The sequence below is a fragment of the Lacipirellula sp. genome, assembly GCF_965279485.1.
Taxonomy (GTDB): domain Bacteria; phylum Planctomycetota; class Planctomycetia; order Pirellulales; family Lacipirellulaceae; genus Lacipirellula.
In genome coordinates, this window is record NZ_CBDIIC010000001.1 from 508,493 (window position 1) to 526,941 (window position 18,449).

An 18,449-nucleotide genomic window follows, 5' to 3' on the forward strand; every position below is an offset into this window, starting at 1 on the left:
ATGCGTCTCTCGCGGGGAATATGGCGGCGCTGATTCCGAGCTAGCTCAGAGAGCCAGTTGCTTCACGCCAGGTTCGCGCGACGGCTCGTGTTCCGGCGGTTCCAAGTCGGCCGGCAGAGAATGGTCGAGACCCGTCACCGTTTGCTTGATGCGCGACTTGAGCGGCGTCCGCGCGACGATCGGCATCACGTAACGTCTAGCGAATCGGAAGGGAGCCGCGTCGGAAGCAACGAGCTTTGAGAAGAACTCGACTTCCTTCACCACTTTCACGTCGACCGGGTGGCGCAGGTCATGGTAACGGCCCAGTTGGCCGATGCGAAGCAAGTTTGCGAAGACCCACGCATCTTCGACGCCCAGGTTCATTCCACGGGCGCCCATCGGCGAGTGAATGTGGGCGGCGTCGCCGGCGAAGTAAACATTGCCAACCGAGAGCTTCGCGTTGACGCGATGCGAGACATGGAAGCTCGATTCCCATACCGGCGCGGCGGTTGGCTCAGCCTCCTCGAGCATCGCCAGTGGATTCGGGCGATTACCGAGCACCCGCCACAGCAGTTGGCCGTTCGTGTGGGCTTGCTCGTCGCCGTAGACCGGCATTACGAACAAGAACCCGCCGTTGCGGCAGTAGATGATGTGGGCGAATTCGGGCGGTAGCGACGTCTTCAGCGTGACGTCGGCGAGGTACCACTCGCCGGGAAACGTCGAGCCTTCGAAGTCGACGTTCAATTGGTGACGCGCCAAGCTGCGGGCGCCGTCGGCGGCAAGCAGTTGCGGCGTCGCGATTGATTCGGTTGCATTGTCGGCAATGCGGCGCAGTTCGACGTTCGCGCCGCCGTCGACGTTGCTGCACGAGGTCATCTCGATGCCGCGTTCGATCTCGCCGCCCGCGGCGATGAACGCTTGCGCGAGGAGCCGCTCAGTCGTCGCCTGCGAGAGGCCGAGCATGAACGGATATTTCGGATGGATGCCGTTGAGCTTCAGCCCAATGACAACCTTGCCGTTGCGGTGGAACTGCATCCCCCGCACGGGGCTGCCGAGTTCCAGCATCCGCGCGGTGACGCCAGTCGATTCGAGTAGGTCTAGCGTCCGCGGATTGACGGCCAGCGCCTTCGACTGCGGCGCCGCTTCGGTTTTCGTCTCGACGATGCGCGGCTTAAATCCTTCGCGCTGAAGGAACAATGCAGCGGCAAGCCCGACGGGACCAGCACCGACAATTAGCGGACGTTCGGCGGACGACATGGCAAACAGCCCCAACGACCCAGCGGGTGGAAATCCAGCGACGACAATTGTAGGCCAAAAAGCCGCGACCGGCGGTCGCGGGCATTTTCCGCGGGGTTTTGTGCGTCGTCATTCGTTGGGATACGGGGGAAATGCGGGTCCGCGACCACCGGTCGCGGCTTTTTGCACAAAACGGCAATAAATTCAGTGGCATTTTCCGCTCATCAAAAATACCATCGCCGGCATGGCACAAACCATCGGTTACCACATCGTGATTTCCGGTCACGGCCTGTGGCTACCCGGCGACGAGCGAGGCCACTGGTCGGAGGCGTGGGATGCGGAGCTTGGATTCGTCGAGCCGCATACTCTGCATGCCGGCGATGCCATGCGTCGAAGGATGGCGCAAGAGCGGCAGAAGTTTCCACCGACGAAATTCACTCCGCGCATGCAAGCTGTGATCGCCGCAATGCTAGAGCGTTGCGAAATTGAATCAGACTGGTCATTCGCTGCCGCGGCGATCGAGGCAACTCACGTCCATCTGCTGATGACGCGCACGGATCGCGACATCGACAACGTCGTAAAGTGGATGAAGGACCAGACGACAAAAGCGATTCATCGCCAGACGCCGTACCAACGCCCAGTCTGGTGCAAAGGCCGCTGGCGCTCGTTCATTTTCGACGAGCACATTTAGTGGAACACCAAACGGTACATCGATCGCCACAACGAACGCCGCACCGCATAAAGCCGCGACCGGTGGTCGCGGTTCGTTGCTGCGTGACAACAACCGCGCGATGCAAGAAATGCGAAATGCCCGCGACCACCGGTCGCGGCTTTTTTATCGAGCGATTTGTTGAACGGATCAGTCGAGTTCCTCGAGCCAGACCCGCAGCTCGTTGTCGTATTCGCTCGCCAGATCGCCGATCACTAACGTCCGCTGGAATTCGGCGAGCCCGTCGGGGCCGGTGTTAGCGTCTTCCGCCGACGCAAATCGCAGCAGCGGATCAGGCGCCGTCAGCCGGCGGCAAACCGACATCAGCAGTTCGCTGTCGGCGACTTCGTCCGGCAAAATCCGCTCAAGCCGCTGCGGCAGCGTCCACTTCGCTTCGAGCAATTCGCCCAAGCTATTCAGCCCAGCGAACAGCGGCCGGCCGGCGAGGATTTCGATCAGCACGTAACCGAGGCTCGCCAAGTCGCTCCGCGGCGTGAACTCGTTCCGCTCCAACATCTCCGGCGCGGCGTACTGCGGCGTGCAGGTCCGCTGGTCGGGCATGTTATTCAAGTGGAGCGCCGAACCGATGTCGACGATCTTGGCGTTGCCGGTCCGCTTCACCATGATGTTCGCCGGCTTCAGATCGCCGTGAACGATGTCTTCGCGGTGGAGCGCGGCCAAGGCCGAAAGACATTGCCGAATGATCGACGCGGCAATGCCCGGTTTCAACCGGGGCCGCACGGGGCCGGCGGTGACGATGACGTTGTTGATATATTCCCAGCGGCGATGGCTCACGCGTTGCTGAACGCGGGCGAGCATCGCAGGGGTCAAGAGCCGATCGAGGTCATAGCCGTCGACCCACTCCATCTCCATGATGCGGATGCGATTGCGCTCGATGAAGTTCTGCACGTCGAGCAGCGAGTCGTGCTGAATTTTCGCGACGCTGCAGGACACTTGGGCGATGCGAGCCATCGCCATGTCGTAGCTTTGTTGGCTTGAGAAGCGTTCCGGTGAAAACACCTTCACCGCGACCGGCAGCGTAAAGCCGTCGCAACCGCGACGGTCGCTGAGGTATACGACCCCCTGCCCACCCGTCCCCAGCAGGCGACGAAAGCGGAGGTGTTCGGTCCAACCGAGGTGTTGACCTTCCAGCAGTTGCTCATACCGATCGTAAAGATCGGTCGGGCAGCGGTTGGCTTCCTGCCCATCGAACGTAATCGTCCGAGTGCCTTGAAGAATGGTCGTCGAGGGGTTCATAGTTGTCCTTCGGAAGATAAGTCGCGGCGGACGAGCTTGAGGTTCGCACCCCAGCGCCAGAATCCCTCCTGGTCGAATTTGGTGCGGCTCATCACGCGGCGCTTGGCGGTCCGACTGCGCGGGCCGCCTGCTAACTCCTCTATATTACGCAGCGGGTGATGCCGCGGTCCAGATCGGAAGTCTACGCAAACTGCCCATTCTGTAGACACTTTCGCGACAAAACACGCAATCTTGGTGCGGGAATTCGCAATTGACTTCGTGGCGTTGAGAGGCTTCCACGTGGGGGGCGTTGGGCGCTGCCACGAATGTGGGGCGCGATGGTGAAGACCGCGACCACCGGTCGCGGCTTTGTATGAGTGGCGACGTTCCGTGGACGGTGCGTTACACCGCGCCGTAGATTTGGCTCGGCTCGGGGAATCCCAAACGCTTGTCGACGAGGTTCGCGAGCGGCTTGCCGGCGCGGTAGCGCCGCAAGTTCTCACAGAACAGATCCGTCATGTCGTCGATACGGCTCGCCCGCTGCCCGCCGACGTGAGGCGTGATGATCACATTCGGAACCGCCCACAACGGACCGTCGTTCGGCAACGGTTCCACCTGGGTGACGTCGACGCCCGCGCCCCACAGGTGGCCGGAGTTCAGCACCTCGACCAAATCGCTTTCGACAATGATCGGCCCGCGAGCCACGTTGATCACCACCGCGCCGGCCGGCAACATCCGCAGCCGGCGGGCGTTGATCAGCCCGCGGGTGTGATCGGTCAGCGGCGCCGCCAGAATCAATACATCGACTCGCGGCAACAGATCGTCCACACGGTCGGCCGGCAGAATCTCGTCGACGAACGGCGACTCCTGCTCTGGGAACCAATCGGTGGCGATCACTGAGCAATCGAACGCCTTCAGCAATCTCGCTAACAGCCGGCCATTCCCCCCCAAGCCGACGATGCCGACGCGGGCCCCGTACAAGTCGCGGGTGGGGCGGCGGATGAACTCCCGCGCCTCTTTCGCCCGGAAATAGGTCGGCAAATTCCGCAAAACCCCGAGCAACAACGCAAAAGTTTGGTCCGCAACCTGTTTCGCCAGAACCCCCGAGGCACTTGTCACCGTAATGCTGCTGTCGACCACGCTCGGCACGAGGCAGTGGTCGAGACCCGCGGCCGACGATTGGATCCACTGCAACCGGCCGCCGGCCACCACCTCGTCCCATGGCACCGGCACTTTGGCGTGCCCGCAGTAGATGTCGGCGGTCGGCAGTTGTGCGGCGATCCGCTCCTGCCCGGCGTCGACCAGTTCGGCCTCCGGCCAAACGCTTTGGATGCGGGCAAGGTGTTGCGATTCAACCGGGTAGCAGAGAACAATTCGCATGAGAAACACTTTCACGGCGTTCGGAGAAACGACCGCTATAGGTTCGTGAGTGACTGATTTTGCTGGATCGGGCTGACGGGGCGCCATACCCTAGAGCGTAGGCAACCTGTTTCGTAGAATATCGTTACCGAGGCGGCGTGGGCAGGTGGGTGAAGGCGACTTCCCCCGCAGGGCTAAGCGTGCAGCCAACGTACCCTTTTACTGCATCTCCCTCGCGTCTGTGCGACAACCGACTGCGACGTTCGTCGCCTAATCCAGACGCGGCTCCGCTCAACCCACAAGCGCCATGGCCCATCCCCATCATGATGAACCGAAGCCGGCCCCAGTACGCCCCGCAGTGTACTTGCCCACCGGCCTCGTCATCGCCCTGATCGTCCTTCGCTTGGCCACTGGCTGGCACTTCTACCGCGAAGGGACAAAGAAACTCGCCTACAACCCGGAAACCGGGCAGACGACGCTCGTCTTTTCATCCGAGCCAATGCTGCGGATGGCCGTCGGCCCCGCGGCGAAAATGATCAAGGAAACGCTCCCCAACGTCTACGACTGGGAGAAGCATCTCGCCGTTCCGCGCCAGGCGCGGCCCTCGACCGAGGACGAACTCAATGCCCGCGCGAAGTGGGAGGCCGACTACGCCGCCCGCCGCAAAGCCGCTCTCGCCAAGAAGGAACCGGCGCCGATTGAATTTCCCCCTCACTCGCCTTACTACGACTGGGCCGACCGGATTGAAGATGGCTGGCGCAGCGCCCATGACCAGTTCGTGATCATCCCGGGTCTTTCGGATGATCAGCGGGCAGCCGCTGCCGCTGCCCTCGACTACCGTCATCAGCAATTGGCCGATTACCTCGAATCGCAAACCGACGCGATTGCTGAATGGGAGCACGAGCTCTATCGGCTCGACCAAATGAAAAACGAAGCCGGCTCGGTGAGCCTGCCGTTCCTGGGAACTCGCATCAGCGAGAAGGCGGCCGAAACGAAGGCCGCCAGCGGCGCTTGGATCGCCGAGGTTCGTTCGATCGAAGACGGCTACAAGGGCGACCTTCGCCAAATCATCACTGTCGAGCAAGCGGAAGATCCCGCCACTTCGAAACTCGTTGACGAAGCGCTCGTTGACGAGGACGCGCGTAAACTTCACCAGCTCAATGTCGCGGTCACCGCACTGATCATCGGCACGGGCGTCTGCCTTCTTCTGGGACTCTTCACGCGAGTCGCAGCGGTGGCGGGCATCGCCTTCTTGCTTTCGGTTATCGCCACGCAACCGCCGTGGGTCGCCGGAAGCAACAACCCCGTGTTTTATTTCCAGCTCGTCGAGATCGCCGCCTTTGCCGTCATCTTCGCCTCCTCGGCAGGACGCTACGCGGGTCTCGATTATTTCATCAGCCGCATCACCGGTAAGTGCTGCAGCCGCAAGGAGTCTGTTTAGTCATGAATCTTACGCCTGAACAACGCGACATCGGCAAGCAGAACTTCAACGAGGCCGTTGGCTCCGACCTCAATCGTCGCGAGATGATGATGGGCCTCGCCGCCGGCACGATTGCCGCGGGCAGCCTCGGCGCCATGTACTTCGGCTACGGCGCCAAGGTTGAAGAGCCGCTCCGCATCGGCATCATCGGCACCGGCGACGAGGGAAGCGTCCTGATCGGTGCGCTGAACCCTGAGTACCTCGACGTCGTCGCCATCGCCGACATCCGCCCCTACAACCAGCATCGCGCGTTCCACGGCGATCAGGACAACATCGGCGCCCGTCCCGGCCTCATCAAGCAATACGGTTACGCCGACGAAGCTGATGCGAAGAAGCACATTACGGTCTACGCGGGCGACTACCAGGAGTTGATCGACGATCCGAACGTCGAAGCGGTCATCATCGCCCTCCCCTTGTGGCTTCACGACGTCGCCGCGTTCAAGGCGATGCGGGCTGGCAAGCACGTCCTTACCGAAAAGCTGATGGGGCAAACTGTCTCACGCTGTAAGGAGATGGGCCGCCTTTCCGAGCAACTTAAGGCCACGAACGGCGATCCGATCGTCTTCGCCGTCGGCCACCAACGCCACTACAGCGTCCTCTACGCGAACGCGGTCGACCAAATTCGCCGCGGCCTGCTCGGCGAACTTCACCACATTCGCGCCCAGTGGCACCGCGGCAACTTGCCCGGCAACGATAGCTGGTGCCCGCCGCTCCCTGAAGCGGCTGACTACAAATACGACGTCTTCGACGCCGCCATCGTCGAAGCCGAAAGGGCGGGCGACAACAAGGCGAAGGCGGCCCTCGTTGCGGCTCACCCGCTGTACACGAAGCTCCGCGCCGCCAAGGGCGCGCTGAAGAACGCCAAGGGCTCCGACATCGATCTGCAGAAGGCGAAGCTCGCCCAAATCGAGAAGCAACTCGCCGACATTTCGATCGAACTCGATGCCGGCAAGACCTACGGCTACGAGTCGAAGACGCTCGCCAACGGCAACAAGCGATCGGCCCTCGAAGAGCTGATCCGCTGGCGGTTGTGGGACCGCACCGGCGCCGGCCTGATGGCCGAGCTCGGCAGCCACCAACTCGACGCCTCAAGCATCTTCGTCAGCTCGCAAGCGAATGACGGGGTGAAGGTCTACCCGATCGCCGTCCAAGGCATCGGCTTCCGCTCGCTCTTCCCGGCCGACCGCGACGTCGACGATCACGTCCACTGCAACTTTGAATTCCCCGGCAAGAACTACTACGAGGACATTCAGAAGCAGAAAGACGTCAAGGATCCTAACAGTAAGATCGTCGTCACCTACTCGTCGATCAACGGCAACGGCTTCGGCGGCTACGGCGAAGTCGTCCTCGGCACCGGCGGCACGCTGGTGCTCGATCGAGAGTCAGAGGTGATGCTCTACAAGAGCGGCGACGCCAACACCAAGATCCAGGTGAACGAAGGCGGCAAGAAAGCGGCCATGAGCACCTACGAAACCGGCGGCGGTCCGCCGGTCGCGGCGGCTGCAGCGGCGACGAAGAACGTCAGCCGCGGTTACAAGGAAGAGATGGAGCACTGGGCTTGGTGCATCCGCAATCCTTCGCCGCAGAACCAGCCGAAGTGCGGCGCCAAGGTCGCCATGGCCGACGCGATCATCGCCCTCACGTCCAACATCGCGATGAAGCAAGGCAAGCGGATCGAGTTCAAGAAAGAGTGGTTCGACATCCACAACGATGCGTCGCCTGAAGTCGATCTCGGCGTCGATGGCGCCGCCGACCCGCGAAAGACTGAGACGTTAGTGTAGCCGCGCGTTGCGAGTCGGCTCGCGGCGATTAGGCAGGTGGACGGACTGAGGCGTTAGCACCAAGGATCGGGGCCGAAACGCCTCGTTGGAATCATGTTCTCCGAACGACTCGGACTCGTCGCATCAGGCGTGGGCTTGGCGTTGTTGCTGGAGTGCGCCGGCTGCGGACAAGCAGCGCCAACCGCCGGCGGCCAACCAGGGCAAGTTGCTGCCGCGAAGGCCGACGCAGGCAAACCGAACGCAACCCCGCCGACCGTCGCCGAAGCCGTGAAGGTGCTCGACCTGCGGACGCTGCCGCTCGTCGCCGGCAGCGAGAACCCGGGCGGCCGCTCAGTCGCGCGACTCGCCTACCAAGCGCCAAGTTCGCCGAAGGCGGCTTACGAGTTTCACCAGAAGCAACTTGTCGACGCCGGCTGGGAGATCGCGCCTCACGAGTCGATTACCGAAGAGTCGGGCAGCGGCTCGTTCACGCGCGACGGCTTCACCGTCACGCTGCAGGCGTCGCAAGTTGCCGGCGGCGACAAACCCGCGACGATGGTGTTCGCGTCGAACCTCGGCAACCTCACGCTCAGCACGCTGCCGAAGCCCCCGAATGCGAAGGTCCTCTACGACATGCCGGCCAGCCTCGCCTACGTCACCCCCGAAGGCGTCGCAGCGGTCTCCCTGGCGATCGACAAAGACCTCCAAGCCGCCGGCTGGGAAACCTACGGCACGGCCGGCGACACGCGGTTCTATCGCAAGAACGCCGTCCGCCTGCTCGCCACGACCGCCGCAGCGCCCGCGCAAGAAGGGAAGACGGTCGTCACTTACTTTACGGAACTTCTCTCCGCCGAGCTCCCCGCTCCCGCCGATGCAAAGGCAGTGCAGTACTCCGAGCCGCCGGTTCAGCTGTACGTCGAATACCCCGGCGATCTCACGGCCGCCGACAATTGGTACCGCGAAAGCCTCGGCAAACTCGGCTGGGAGCCGACGCTCGACCACCCCACGGAGCAGGGCTTCGAGTCGTTCGTCATCTACCGCAACAAAGCGGGCGAGATGCTCGAGATCAACTTCCGTCCCGTCGACGACTTCACGCGGCTGACGCTAAAGTTCACCACCGCGGAGGAGTTCGCGGAGATGGAGAAGCGGTGGGACGAGCAAAAGAAAAAGCTGGAAGCGGAGCGGGCGGCGCAGCCAGCGGAGTAGGTTGAATTTTCTCGCAACAGCGGGCGTTCTGCATACTCCGTGGTTAGGCGATTAACCGTTAAGCATTTAAGAAGGGCTGGCAGCAGAACAACCGTCGCTTCTACAGCCGATCGAGCCCGTCGATCCATCGCCCGATCTTCGCCCGCGTCGCCGCGTCGAGCGTCGTCGAGCGGCTCTCTTCGCCGCGACGCACAAGTTGCGTCACCGGATAGCCGGCGTCTTCGAGCTTCTTGAGATCCTGCCGAATCAGCAGCGACAGGGGCGTGTTTTGCGTCTCGACGGAGAGAATCGCCAGTCGCTCGTTTGGATTGTTCTCGGGAACTTCCAGCGTCCGCGGTAACGGGCTGTCGACGACCGCCACGCCGCGGATCATCTTGCGGCCTCGCAAGGCGAGGGCGTACGCGAGTTGCCCCCCCTTCCCTTCGCCGGCGATCACGACGCGACTTGGGTCGATCCGCCAGCGGCTGCCGGCCGTTTGCAACAACCGGGCCAGGTACTCCAAATCGTCGTTCGTCCAGCCGCCGGCATCGCCCGGTTCGGGCATCAGCAGGGTGAGCCGATCGCGGACGCAGGTGCGCTGCCAGTCGGCGGCCATCGCTTCGGCCGTCTCACGTTTGCCGTCGCCGAGCCAAATCAGCAGCCCAGGCGTTGCACCGCCGCTGGGCGGTTGGAAGTAACGGGCCGTTTGCGACATTTCGGGAAGCTTGAGCGTCTGCAACTTCGGATCGCCAAGGCTACCGGAGTCGCTTGCCCGTTCCGAGTCTGCTCGCAGATCGGCCGCGTCGAGAACGGCCGTCGGCAGTTCGCCGAGTTTCACTTCGAATTCCTGCTCTTCGTCCCCGCGTTTTGCTACGACGGCCAGTTCGTCATCAGGCGCCTTGGCGTTCAGTTCCGACCTGGCCTCGCCGGCGCTCGCGATATTCTTGTCGCCCAGTTTGACGATACGATCGCCGGCACGAAGCCCAGCGTCATCGGCGGGACTATCCGGCCAGACGCTGCGAATCACGACGCCTGCCGCGTCGTCTTTCTTTGTTTTGGCGTCCGCTACATCATCCTTCTTCTCGTCGGCCGCACCATCTGCGTCAGCCTCTTCGCCGCTGGCGGATGCCGCGCGCTCGGGCAGCACGCCCAGGAACGGATGAGCGTACGGCGGCAACTTCGCAACGAGCCGAATCTTGGTTTCAATTTCCTTCGCCTTGTCGCCCGAACCGCGACGCAGCGTCACCGCCAGCGTGTCGCCCGCGTAACGCGGCATCGTCTGAAAGCGGAGCGCCGTCTGCGTGTTGACCTTCACGCCGTTGACTGAAACGATGCGATCGTCCGCCTTCCAACCGGCAATTGCCGCCGGCGAACGGGGCCAGACGTTCGTAATGATCGGCGCCGTCGAATGGGCGTTGCCCGCCTTCAGCCCAATCCCCAGCAGCCCGCGATGCAAATCCTTCTCGTCGGTCCAACGATCGACGATCGCCAACACGTCGACGAGCGGCACGGCGAACCCGATCCCCGAGTCGTAAAATTCCGCTCCGGCGGTGACGTCGGCCTCGCTCGCTCCGGGCGACGGCGGCGCCATTGGCGCCAGGATGCCCAGGACGCGGCCTTCGAGATCAATCAGCGGCCCGCCATAGTTCGCAGCCGAAACGTTCGCATCGGTTTGAATCGCACGGCCGAACATCCGATTGAGCGCGCTTACCACGCCGACCGAAACGCTCACATCCTCAGGATTGAACGGCCGCCCCAACGCAATCGCCGAATCGCCGGTGCGCACCTCGTCGAGCGGGGCCGGCTCGGCCGCTGTCAGCGGTTCGTCTGCAGCCACCCTGAGTAGCACGAGCATGCGATTCTCATCGCGGCCGATAATCCGCGCGGCTTTTTGTTCGCCGTCAGGCAGGCGCACCAAAATCGACGTTGGCTGTTGAGCAAAATTAAAAGCGCTCGAGACGATCAGCCCGTCGTCGCTAATGATCACCCCAGTCGTGGGTCCTTGGGCAAGCGTCTTGCCGTCAATCTGATCGACGCCGCCGATCGTACGAATCTGGACGACCGACTTCTCGGCCGCCTTCACCGCGGCGGAGATCGCTTGCTGTTCGAGTTGATCGAGATCATCGGCAGCGAACATGCGCACGGGCGAAGCCGCCGCCATGCCGAGCGCGAAGCAAATCGCCAATCGTGAGAAGAAACGCGTCACCAGCCGTGGCTCACTCAGTAGGGGCGTCAAGTTGATCGGAGTTAGAATCCTCGGCATCGCTTGCGTCGCTTTCACTCGCTTCGTCGCCTTCCGACGCATTGTCATCTTCCGTGACAGGCTCGTCGCCATCGACAGCCGCTTCAGCGTCAACCTCGCCGCTACTCTCGCCAGGTAAGTTGGCGTTGGCTTCGTCGGAGGCGCTTGGTTCGTCTTCCACAGGCTCTTCAGCAACCTCGGCGTTTAGCGTCGCTTCGACCAGCTTGCCGTCGCGCAACACGGAAATCCGAACATCATCAAAACTTTCGCGCCGGCCAAACTGTTCGGCAACGACCGAGCAAGAAGACGTCGGCTCGCCTTCCACGAACACGAGCAGATCGTCAGGCCGCAAGCCGGCCCGCTCCGCCGCCGAACCGGCAACGACCGAATCAATGTACGGCGGCGTCCGCGGCAAAATATCGGGCACCAGCACGATCCCCACTGCCGCTAGCGTCAGCGGATCGCTCGCCTTTGCGACCGTCTCATCGTCGGCGTCGATCGTCCGCCCCGCTTCCATTGTTTCCACTGAAGCGACGAACTGATCGACCGGAATCGCATAGTGCAGCCACGCGCCGGTCGAACGGCTCCGCAACTCTTTGCCGAGCAGCCCGACAAGTTGCCCGCGCCAATTCACTAGGGCGCCGCCGGCCGCGCCGGGGTTGTTCGCGGCCGCGTCGACGATGTAAACGTTGCCGTGAAAACTCGCCTGATGGGCGCCGCGGCGGGCGTCGAGCGGCGCGATCCCGCTTACGACGCCTTGCAATACGCTCACCGGTTCGTCGCCGCCGGCGATGTTGAACAAATTGCTCACCGCCAACACCCGCTCGCCGACCTTCGCCAGCGGCGCCGCGTTCAAATCAAAATGCGGCAACGCATCGGCCTCGACCGGCAGTTTCAGCACGGCCAGTTCGCGAACCGGGTCGACGCCCAGCACCTCGGCCTTAAACTTCCGGCCGTCGTCGAGCACCACCGCCAGGTCGTCGGTGTCGAGCACGTAACTCTGCACCGTGAGGACATGCCCCTCGCCGGAGATGAGGATGCCCGTTTGATAGGCCTCCAACTCCTTCATCCCGCCGGCGCCGTAGATCTTCACGACCTTCCGCTGCACGTCGCGGATCGTTTCTTGAAACGAAGCGGCGTGAACGTTCGAGTGAACAACCAACGCCGCCAGCGGCGCACTCGTCGCGAAGAGCGCGGCCAGCAGCAGTCGCGAGAATTGATGGCGAGCTTCAGTCAAGCTAGTTGGCTCCATCCTGCGGACCGTTCGGCGGCTGGCCGACGTCCCACTGCTCAATCGCCAGTTCCGCAAACACGCCGTCGCCATGCTGCACAAGCCACCGCGCCGGCAACCGCCTTCCTTGGATATCCTTGAACTCCCTGAAGCTCAGTTCGCACGGATCGGCGTCGTCGGCCGAAAAGAGTTCGATGCCAGTGAGATCGCCCGAATCTTCCGCGAAGAAGAACCGTGTCTCCATTCCCTCAAAGTAACCGACGAGACAATCTTCCGGCGTCCCGTCGGGGCCGTGCGGCAGCTTGCCGAGGTAGTAGATTTCGCCGAAACGGTTCAGACCCTTGTCGATGAACCGCTGCCAAGCGTTGATCGTCAGCAATAGGCCCCCAGAGCGCGGCGGGCTAAGTTGCCCCGCCACATCGCCGTTGAAGATCGCGCCCGAATGGCCCGACGGCAGCGTCAATTCCGAGCGATTCGCCGACGTGACCAGCTGGAACACGCCGCCAGTTTCAACCTTGCCGCTGACGCGCCAGTCGTAGCCAAGGTCAGCGAGAGCGCTCCGATCGACATAATTCGTCCAGAGCCGCTCTTGCGCCTGCTCGTTGTACCAATAGTTCGCGTAGCCCCGGCGCGCTTCGTAGCGTTGTACCACCGCCGGCGGCAGCTTTTTCTTTTTGAGCAATCCTTCCAGCTGAGGAATCGGCAGCTTGGGGCCTTCATCCTTCGGCTTCTCCTGCGGATCGCCGGGATGGCCGCTTGGTTGCTCTTCCTCGCTCTGCACCAGTTCAATCAGCTCCGCTTCGTCGTGCACGCCCATCAGCCGCACCTGCGTGCTGAAGGCCTGCCCGTTCCGGCGGTACGTCAGCGGCGCCCGCCACCCGCTGGGGTAAACGCCCAGCACATTTTTGAGTGCGTTCGCGGTCGAGATCTCGCGGCCGGCGAAGCGAACGATGCTGTCGCCATACTGCAAGCCACGACGGAAGGCGTCGCTCGTTTCCAGAATGTCGTCAACGACGACCGAGCCCTTCTCGGTCGACACCGTCGCGCCGAGCGTCGCGTGGTCGACGATCCGGCCGCTCTTCAGCATCGGCACAAACCGCATCACCTGATTGACTGAGATTGCATAGCCGACGCCGACGTTGACGCGGCCGCGCTTCTCGAACGAGCCGCGACCGTTGATGCCGATCAGCCGTCCCTTGGCGTCGAACAGTGGACCGCCCGAGTTCCCTGGATTGATCGCCGCGTCGGTTTGAATGCAGTCGGTGTACTCGAGCAGCGTGCCTGCCGGGTATTGGTAACGATGCGTCCCCGACACCAGCCCGTAGCTGATCGAGGGCGTAAAATCGTCCGCGAGCAAAAACGGATTGCCGGCGGCGAAGCACCAGTCGCCAACGCGCACCTGATCGCTGTCGCCGATCTCGGCCACCGGAAAGTCGTTACGGCCTAGCAGTTGAATTAGGGCCACGTCTCCGACGGGATCGATGCCGACAATGACCGCGTCGTAGAGCTTGCCGTCGTTGAGCCCGCACTTCATCGCGGCGCCGCAGGGCGACGTCACATGGAAGTTCGTCACGGCGAAGCCATCGGGGGAAATCAGCACCCCTGAACCGCCCCCGCCGCCAGCCCCATCGAACACCGCCACCGTCGCGGCCGAGGCCTTTGCAATCGCCTCAGCCCGCTCGTCCTCCGCCTTCAGGACGGCCGGATCGGGCGTCACGGCGCCGCGCACCGCGGCAGCGCTGCACAACAGCGAGGCGGCGATCAAGATCGGGTGATAGCAATTCATTTGATGAAGCGAGCCTCGATCAGGTGAAGGCGATCGCCGTAATCGAGGTTATCGCCATAGTCGACGACCAACTGCAACCGGCGCGCCGCCTGCAATTCTACGTCGATCTCGACCGGAGGTTGCCCCCCGTCAATCGTCCCTTCCCATAGAATCCGGTCATCCCCGCGGATTTCGAGCGCGACGTTCCCCTGACTGGCCGTCGCCGGGTCGATCCCCGCCGTCACGGCAAACCGCGTCATCCCCTCGGGAACAAGATACGTCAGCTCCGTCCGGCTCCGCACGGCCAGCCCGCGCGAGTAGGTCCGCACGTCGCGACGAGCCGGCACGGGATCGTCGTCCCACAGCAGCGAGAGCTGCGAGCCGTCGAACGCCACGTTCTGCCGCGGCGCGCCGAAACTGGCGATCAGCTTTGCGTCTGCCGGCAGCGCCACCCGCGGCGTCCAGCGGCTCGTCGCCGGCTTAAGATCGCTGAGATAGGCGATCTTCCCGGAAGAAAAATCGATGCGGGTCACTTGGTCGAACGGGAATTCAACATCGACGCCGCCCACTGACTTGAGTTGCAACTGTTGATCCTTCAGCGTCGCATCCTTCGCCGCGATAACGCTGCCGTTTGTAAACGAAACTCGGCATAGCGCCTCCCGCAGCGCCGCTTCCTTCGCATGATAAAAAACGATGGCGGCGATCTTCGACAGCTTCACCGGCACCTTCTCGCCATCCCAGCGAAAGTCGGCCTGCTGCGCGGTAACGTCTTCAACGACGCCCGACAGGTAATCCATCGCCTCGCCTTTGACGATCACCAGCGAGTCGCCGGCGGGTTGCTTCTGTTCGATCTCAGCGAGCATCTTTGCGAGCGGCTCGCTCGCCGCGACGAGCTCGATACGTTTGATCCGCGCCGTGGGGACGTCGACCTTCGCTTGCTGCCCCGGCAGCTGGAACGTCGCCGTTCGCTTGGCAATCGTGAACTCTTCGAACGCCAGTCGCGAGCCATCGACGAGTTCCGCCACGCGCAGCGCCGGACCGTCGCTCGGTTCCCGCTTCCACGCGACGTCCATGATCGCATCGGTCGCCAATTGCTGAGCGCCTTCCGCGGCGTCAATCGTCAACTCCGTCCCATCCCACGCGGAGACGACGCCGTTGATCGTCTGCCCCTCGAGCGTCGTCAGCGACGCCTCATCCCCCGAGACGGCGAGCAGTGCGGCGAGTAAGGCGAACCAAGGCGTCATGCGGTAGTTGTTCGTCGGGGTGTCGGAACGGAAAACGCGAGTTTTCGATTATTTGTCGGCGGGGGCGGCCTGCTCGTTGGCGAGTTCACGGAAATATTGCTCAACCAACTCGCGGTAGTGGGCCGGAAACTCGCGGCCAATTTGCTGCAGCGCTTGCTCGCGTTCTTTCGGCGGTAGGTCGCCCCAGCCCGATTTGTCGCCGATGTCGCGGCGTTCCGCTTGCATCCCCGGCTTCGTCTCGCCGAGGCCGCTATCCTGCATCGGCTGAGAGCCCTGCTGCGGCTGGCCGCCGCTCGACGACGAAGACGATTGTTGTTGCTGCTGTTGTTGATCTTCGAGATCCTTGATCATCTTGTCGAGCGAATCGAGCACGCCCTGTTCGATCTTCTGCACCTGATCGCCCGCTCGGCCGTAGGCCAGCCGGCGACGAATGTCGTGCATGCGGCGCGCGATGTGGTCGAGCGATTCGTCCTCGAGCCCCGCCAAATCTCGCTCCACCAATTGCGCCACTTGTAAGAACCGCCGTGGCAGCGAATCGTCGTGTTCCATTAATTGCACCATCGCCGACCGCGCTTCGTCAGGCTGCACCAATTGGTGGTACGCGACCATCTGATAGAACAACAGCGACGCAGGATCGATCACTTCATCGGGCCGCAAGTCGCCGATCTGGTGGAGCACCTCGTCGTACAGGCCGTACTGCGCGAGCCACCGCGCGTAGTAGAGTCGCAGATTGTGACGCACGAGCAGCGGCACGTCGGCGTCGGCCAACCACTCCGGTTCGGCCACCGCCGGCCCCTTGTAGGCGGCGTTGCACATCGCGACGAGCTTCGCTGCATCCTCGGACGAGGCCGCGAAAGAAGCCGCCGCCAAATCGAGCATCTGGCTGGAGTTCAGTTCTTCTGGCGGCTTCGCGGGCCACAGCTTGCGAACGCTCGCCGCCTCAACGCGATTCAAATCGCTCTGCTCAAGCCACGCCAGCACTTCCTCGCGCACCACGGGGTAAGTCGGGGCGTCCCAACTCGCCTCAAAATCGACCTGCGCAAACGCCATCGTCGGCGCCAGCGCGGCGATCACGCAGCAGGCGGCCAGTACGAAGCGGCGAATGTCGCGCATCGAGTCCATCAGTCTTCCTTCGTGTTCAGTTCGCGCGTAGCTTGGAAGATTTTCTGCTGCCGCACCGCCAAGCCTTCAATCGCCTCGATCAGGTCCGTATCCTCGGCCTGCTCCCCTTCGATCATCGCGCCGTATTGCTGCGTCCGCTTGTTGACGCGCACCTGCAGCGAGCGAATCATCCGCAGTTCCGCCAACTGGTCGACCAGCGGCTTTTCGCCCGGCTCGCCCCCGCCCTGCTGCGGCTGGCCTTGCTGCTTCTGCTCGCGTAAATCTTTGAGGGCCTGCTGCAACGCGGCGAGCGTCTCTTCAAGCGCCGCAATCACATCTTCTTCCAACCCTTGCGTAATGAGGTCGACCCGCGTCTCGCGCAATCGCTCGGCAATCGACTCCATGTCATCACGGGCCTGCTCGATCGCTTCGGGGAACGCCGTCGACGTCCCATCCTCGCGCAAGAGCACGAGCGCCCGATCGGCCTCGCGGACGATCAGCGTCTCCTTCCGCGCGAGCCGGCCGCTGGCGATCTCCAGTTCGTGAGCCGGCGCCTTTTGCGACGCGGCGTCGAGCTTCTTTGTCTCGTCGTACACTTCGATCTGCTCGTCGAGCATCTTGCGGAAGCGGGCCTCGAGCAGCACGAGCATCCGCTCCAGCTCTTCCTCACGCAGTTGCCGCAGAATCCGCTCGAGTTCGGCCTTCGCTTGTTCGAGTTCCTCAACGGCCTTTGACTGTTCTTCGACGGCGCCGTCTCGCTGCGATTCTTCGAGCTTCTTCTGAGCCTCGGCCATCCGCTGCTGTGCCTGCCGGAGCTTTTGCGCGGCCCGCTGCATCGGATTATCAGGCGGCTGCTCGCCGTTTTGGGGCGACTGCTCCCCTGACTGACCTGGCTGCTGCTCCGATGGTGAACCCTGGCTCGGCTTACTTTGGCTCTGCTGCCCCTCGCTGGGCTGACTTTCGCTTGGTTGGCTCTCGCTCGACTCCGATTCGCCCGACTCGCTTGGCTTCGATTCTCCGTCGCTTGGCTTGCTTTCGCCCTGCTTCGAATCGCTCGGCTTGCTCTCTTCCTTCTCTTTCGAGTCTTCGTCGGCCGGCTTGCCTTCGTTCGATTTTTCTTCGTCCGTCTTCTCAGAATTCTCCGCTTCGTCAGACTTGGACGATTCCTTCCCCTCGCTCTGCTTGCCCTCTTCGCCCTTCGACTCGGAGTCCGATTGCGATTCGCCCGATTTGCTCTGCGGCGACTCGCTGTTCTTCTCACTCGACTCTTGCGACTCGGCCGCCTTCTGAGCAGCCATCTTCTCCGAGTCTTCAATCTCATCGCCCAGCTTGTCGGTCTTATCGCCGACCGCTTGCTGATCCTTCGAAAGCTCCTTGTCATCGTCGCCCCCGTCGGTGCGGGCCTTCACGCCGCGCTGCATCCGGATGAGACGGTTGACGTCCTGCAGGTAACGGCTCACCCGCTTCCGTTCGGAATCGATCTGCCGGTCACGATCTTCTTGCAGTAACAGTTCGAGCAGCTTGTTCAGTTCGGTCTCAAGCGAGGCCTGCCCGTCGATCGCCGACGAGAAGCTTTCTTGCTCGAGCGCCGCGATCACCTTGTTGAACTGCCCGTTGACGTCGCGCGAGCGACTCTGCGTGATCAGCTGCCGCAAGAGCGTGGCCCGCCGCGGCTGCGTGCCGCGCGAGAGTTCGGCCTGCCGTTCGACGAGCGTTTCCAAGCGGGCAAAGCGCTCGGCCAGCCGGGCTTCGATCTGGGCGAGGCTTTCGTCGCTGCCGGGCTGAGCAGCGGGATCGCCATCCACCACTGGCGGCGCCTCTTGGGCCGCCGCGAAGCGAGCTCCGCCAACACCGGCACCGCAAATGGCAACCAACATTGCCATCGTCCACCAGCGCCAGGATTGGAGCGTCGTCCTCATCGC

Annotated in this window: 13 protein-coding genes; 4 read left to right on the forward strand and 9 right to left on the reverse strand. The window is 62.8% G+C overall.

Going from position 1 to position 18,449, the window contains the following annotated elements; genetic code table 11:
- Positions 1-45: 45 nt before the first annotated feature.
- Positions 46-1,236, reverse strand: a complete 1,191-nt coding sequence (locus ACQY7R_RS02180; protein WP_428303964.1) for an FAD-dependent monooxygenase — start codon at positions 1,234-1,236, stop codon at positions 46-48.
- A 223-nt stretch (positions 1,237-1,459) separates the two neighbouring features.
- Here ACQY7R_RS02180 and ACQY7R_RS02185 point away from each other — a divergent pair, with 223 nt between their 5' ends.
- Entirely contained in the window at positions 1,460-1,906 is a 447-nt protein-coding gene (locus ACQY7R_RS02185; protein WP_428303965.1) for a transposase, read from the forward strand.
- 168 nt (positions 1,907-2,074) lie between these two features.
- Here the strand turns inward: ACQY7R_RS02185 and ACQY7R_RS02190 are convergent, their stop codons facing one another.
- Together ACQY7R_RS02190 and ACQY7R_RS02195 are read right to left on the reverse strand one after the other, a co-directional pair.
- A complete protein-coding gene (locus ACQY7R_RS02190) occupies positions 2,075-3,181 on the reverse strand; it encodes a serine/threonine-protein kinase (RefSeq protein WP_152099088.1) in 1,107 nt (368 codons plus the stop codon).
- Positions 3,182-3,562: 381 nt separating this feature from the next.
- Positions 3,563-4,540, reverse strand: coding sequence for a D-2-hydroxyacid dehydrogenase (locus ACQY7R_RS02195; RefSeq protein ID WP_428303966.1), 978 nt, complete (start codon positions 4,538-4,540; stop codon positions 3,563-3,565).
- A 286-nt stretch (positions 4,541-4,826) separates the two neighbouring features.
- Here ACQY7R_RS02195 and ACQY7R_RS02200 point away from each other — a divergent pair, with 286 nt between their 5' ends.
- The 3 genes from ACQY7R_RS02200 (at position 4,827) to ACQY7R_RS02210 (ending at position 8,965) form a co-directional block, all read left to right on the forward strand.
- On the forward strand, positions 4,827-5,960 hold the full coding sequence (locus tag ACQY7R_RS02200; protein ID WP_428303967.1) for a DoxX family protein: 1,134 nt from the start codon (positions 4,827-4,829) through the stop codon (positions 5,958-5,960).
- Between the two features lie 2 nt (positions 5,961-5,962).
- Positions 5,963-7,780: a Gfo/Idh/MocA family protein gene (locus ACQY7R_RS02205; protein ID WP_428303968.1), complete on the forward strand. Its 1,818-nt coding sequence runs from the start codon at positions 5,963-5,965 to the stop codon at positions 7,778-7,780.
- Between the two features lie 93 nt (positions 7,781-7,873).
- Complete coding sequence (locus tag ACQY7R_RS02210) at positions 7,874-8,965, forward strand: hypothetical protein (RefSeq protein ID WP_428303969.1); 1,092 nt, start codon at positions 7,874-7,876, stop codon at positions 8,963-8,965.
- Between the two features lie 100 nt (positions 8,966-9,065).
- On the opposite strand, the gene ACQY7R_RS02215 is transcribed toward ACQY7R_RS02210, so the two are convergent.
- From ACQY7R_RS02215 to ACQY7R_RS02240, 6 genes are read right to left on the reverse strand one after another with little or no spacing between them, the layout of a single operon-like run.
- The gene (locus ACQY7R_RS02215) at positions 9,066-11,150 is read right to left on the reverse strand and encodes a PDZ domain-containing protein (protein WP_428303970.1); all 2,085 of its coding nucleotides are present in this window, start codon (positions 11,148-11,150) and stop codon (positions 9,066-9,068) included.
- Positions 11,151-11,160: 10 nt separating this feature from the next.
- Positions 11,161-12,423 carry a S1C family serine protease gene (locus ACQY7R_RS02220; protein WP_428303971.1) on the reverse strand — a complete coding sequence of 421 codons (1,263 nt, stop codon included), beginning with the start codon at positions 12,421-12,423 and terminating at the stop codon, positions 11,161-11,163.
- A 1-nt stretch (position 12,424) separates the two neighbouring features.
- A complete protein-coding gene (locus ACQY7R_RS02225; RefSeq protein WP_428303972.1) occupies positions 12,425-14,203 on the reverse strand; it encodes a S1C family serine protease in 1,779 nt (592 codons plus the stop codon).
- Positions 14,200-15,426, reverse strand: a complete 1,227-nt coding sequence (locus tag ACQY7R_RS02230) for an NPCBM/NEW2 domain-containing protein (RefSeq protein WP_428303973.1) — start codon at positions 15,424-15,426, stop codon at positions 14,200-14,202. Before ACQY7R_RS02230 ends, ACQY7R_RS02225 begins: the two co-directional genes overlap by 4 nt.
- A gap of 48 nt (positions 15,427-15,474) precedes the next feature.
- Entirely contained in the window at positions 15,475-16,548 is a 1,074-nt protein-coding gene (locus ACQY7R_RS02235) for a hypothetical protein (protein ID WP_428303974.1), read from the reverse strand.
- The gene (locus tag ACQY7R_RS02240; RefSeq protein WP_428303975.1) at positions 16,548-18,446 is read right to left on the reverse strand and encodes a hypothetical protein; all 1,899 of its coding nucleotides are present in this window, start codon (positions 18,444-18,446) and stop codon (positions 16,548-16,550) included. The genes ACQY7R_RS02235 and ACQY7R_RS02240 overlap by 1 nt, the downstream gene beginning before the upstream one ends.
- Between the last annotated feature and the right edge of the window lie 3 nt (positions 18,447-18,449).

What these genes read in the sequence shown, in the direction of transcription:
- ACQY7R_RS02180 (WP_428303964.1), bottom strand. Translation starts at nt 1,236, where the DNA reads ATGTCGTCCGCCGAACGTCCGCTAATTGTCGGTGCTGGTCCCGTCGGG.
- ACQY7R_RS02185 (WP_428303965.1), top strand. Translation starts at nt 1,460, where the DNA reads ATGGCACAAACCATCGGTTACCACATCGTGATTTCCGGTCACGGCCTG.
- ACQY7R_RS02190 (WP_152099088.1), bottom strand. Translation starts at nt 3,181, where the DNA reads ATGAACCCCTCGACGACCATTCTTCAAGGCACTCGGACGATTACGTTC.
- ACQY7R_RS02195 (WP_428303966.1), bottom strand. Translation starts at nt 4,540, where the DNA reads ATGCGAATTGTTCTCTGCTACCCGGTTGAATCGCAACACCTTGCCCGC.
- ACQY7R_RS02200 (WP_428303967.1), top strand. Translation starts at nt 4,827, where the DNA reads ATGGCCCATCCCCATCATGATGAACCGAAGCCGGCCCCAGTACGCCCC.
- ACQY7R_RS02205 (WP_428303968.1), top strand. Translation starts at nt 5,963, where the DNA reads ATGAATCTTACGCCTGAACAACGCGACATCGGCAAGCAGAACTTCAAC.
- ACQY7R_RS02210 (WP_428303969.1), top strand. Translation starts at nt 7,874, where the DNA reads ATGTTCTCCGAACGACTCGGACTCGTCGCATCAGGCGTGGGCTTGGCG.
- ACQY7R_RS02225 (WP_428303972.1), bottom strand. Translation starts at nt 14,203, where the DNA reads ATGAATTGCTATCACCCGATCTTGATCGCCGCCTCGCTGTTGTGCAGC.
- ACQY7R_RS02230 (WP_428303973.1), bottom strand. Translation starts at nt 15,426, where the DNA reads ATGACGCCTTGGTTCGCCTTACTCGCCGCACTGCTCGCCGTCTCGGGG.
- ACQY7R_RS02235 (WP_428303974.1), bottom strand. Translation starts at nt 16,548, where the DNA reads ATGGACTCGATGCGCGACATTCGCCGCTTCGTACTGGCCGCCTGCTGC.
- ACQY7R_RS02240 (WP_428303975.1), bottom strand. Translation starts at nt 18,446, where the DNA reads ATGAGGACGACGCTCCAATCCTGGCGCTGGTGGACGATGGCAATGTTG.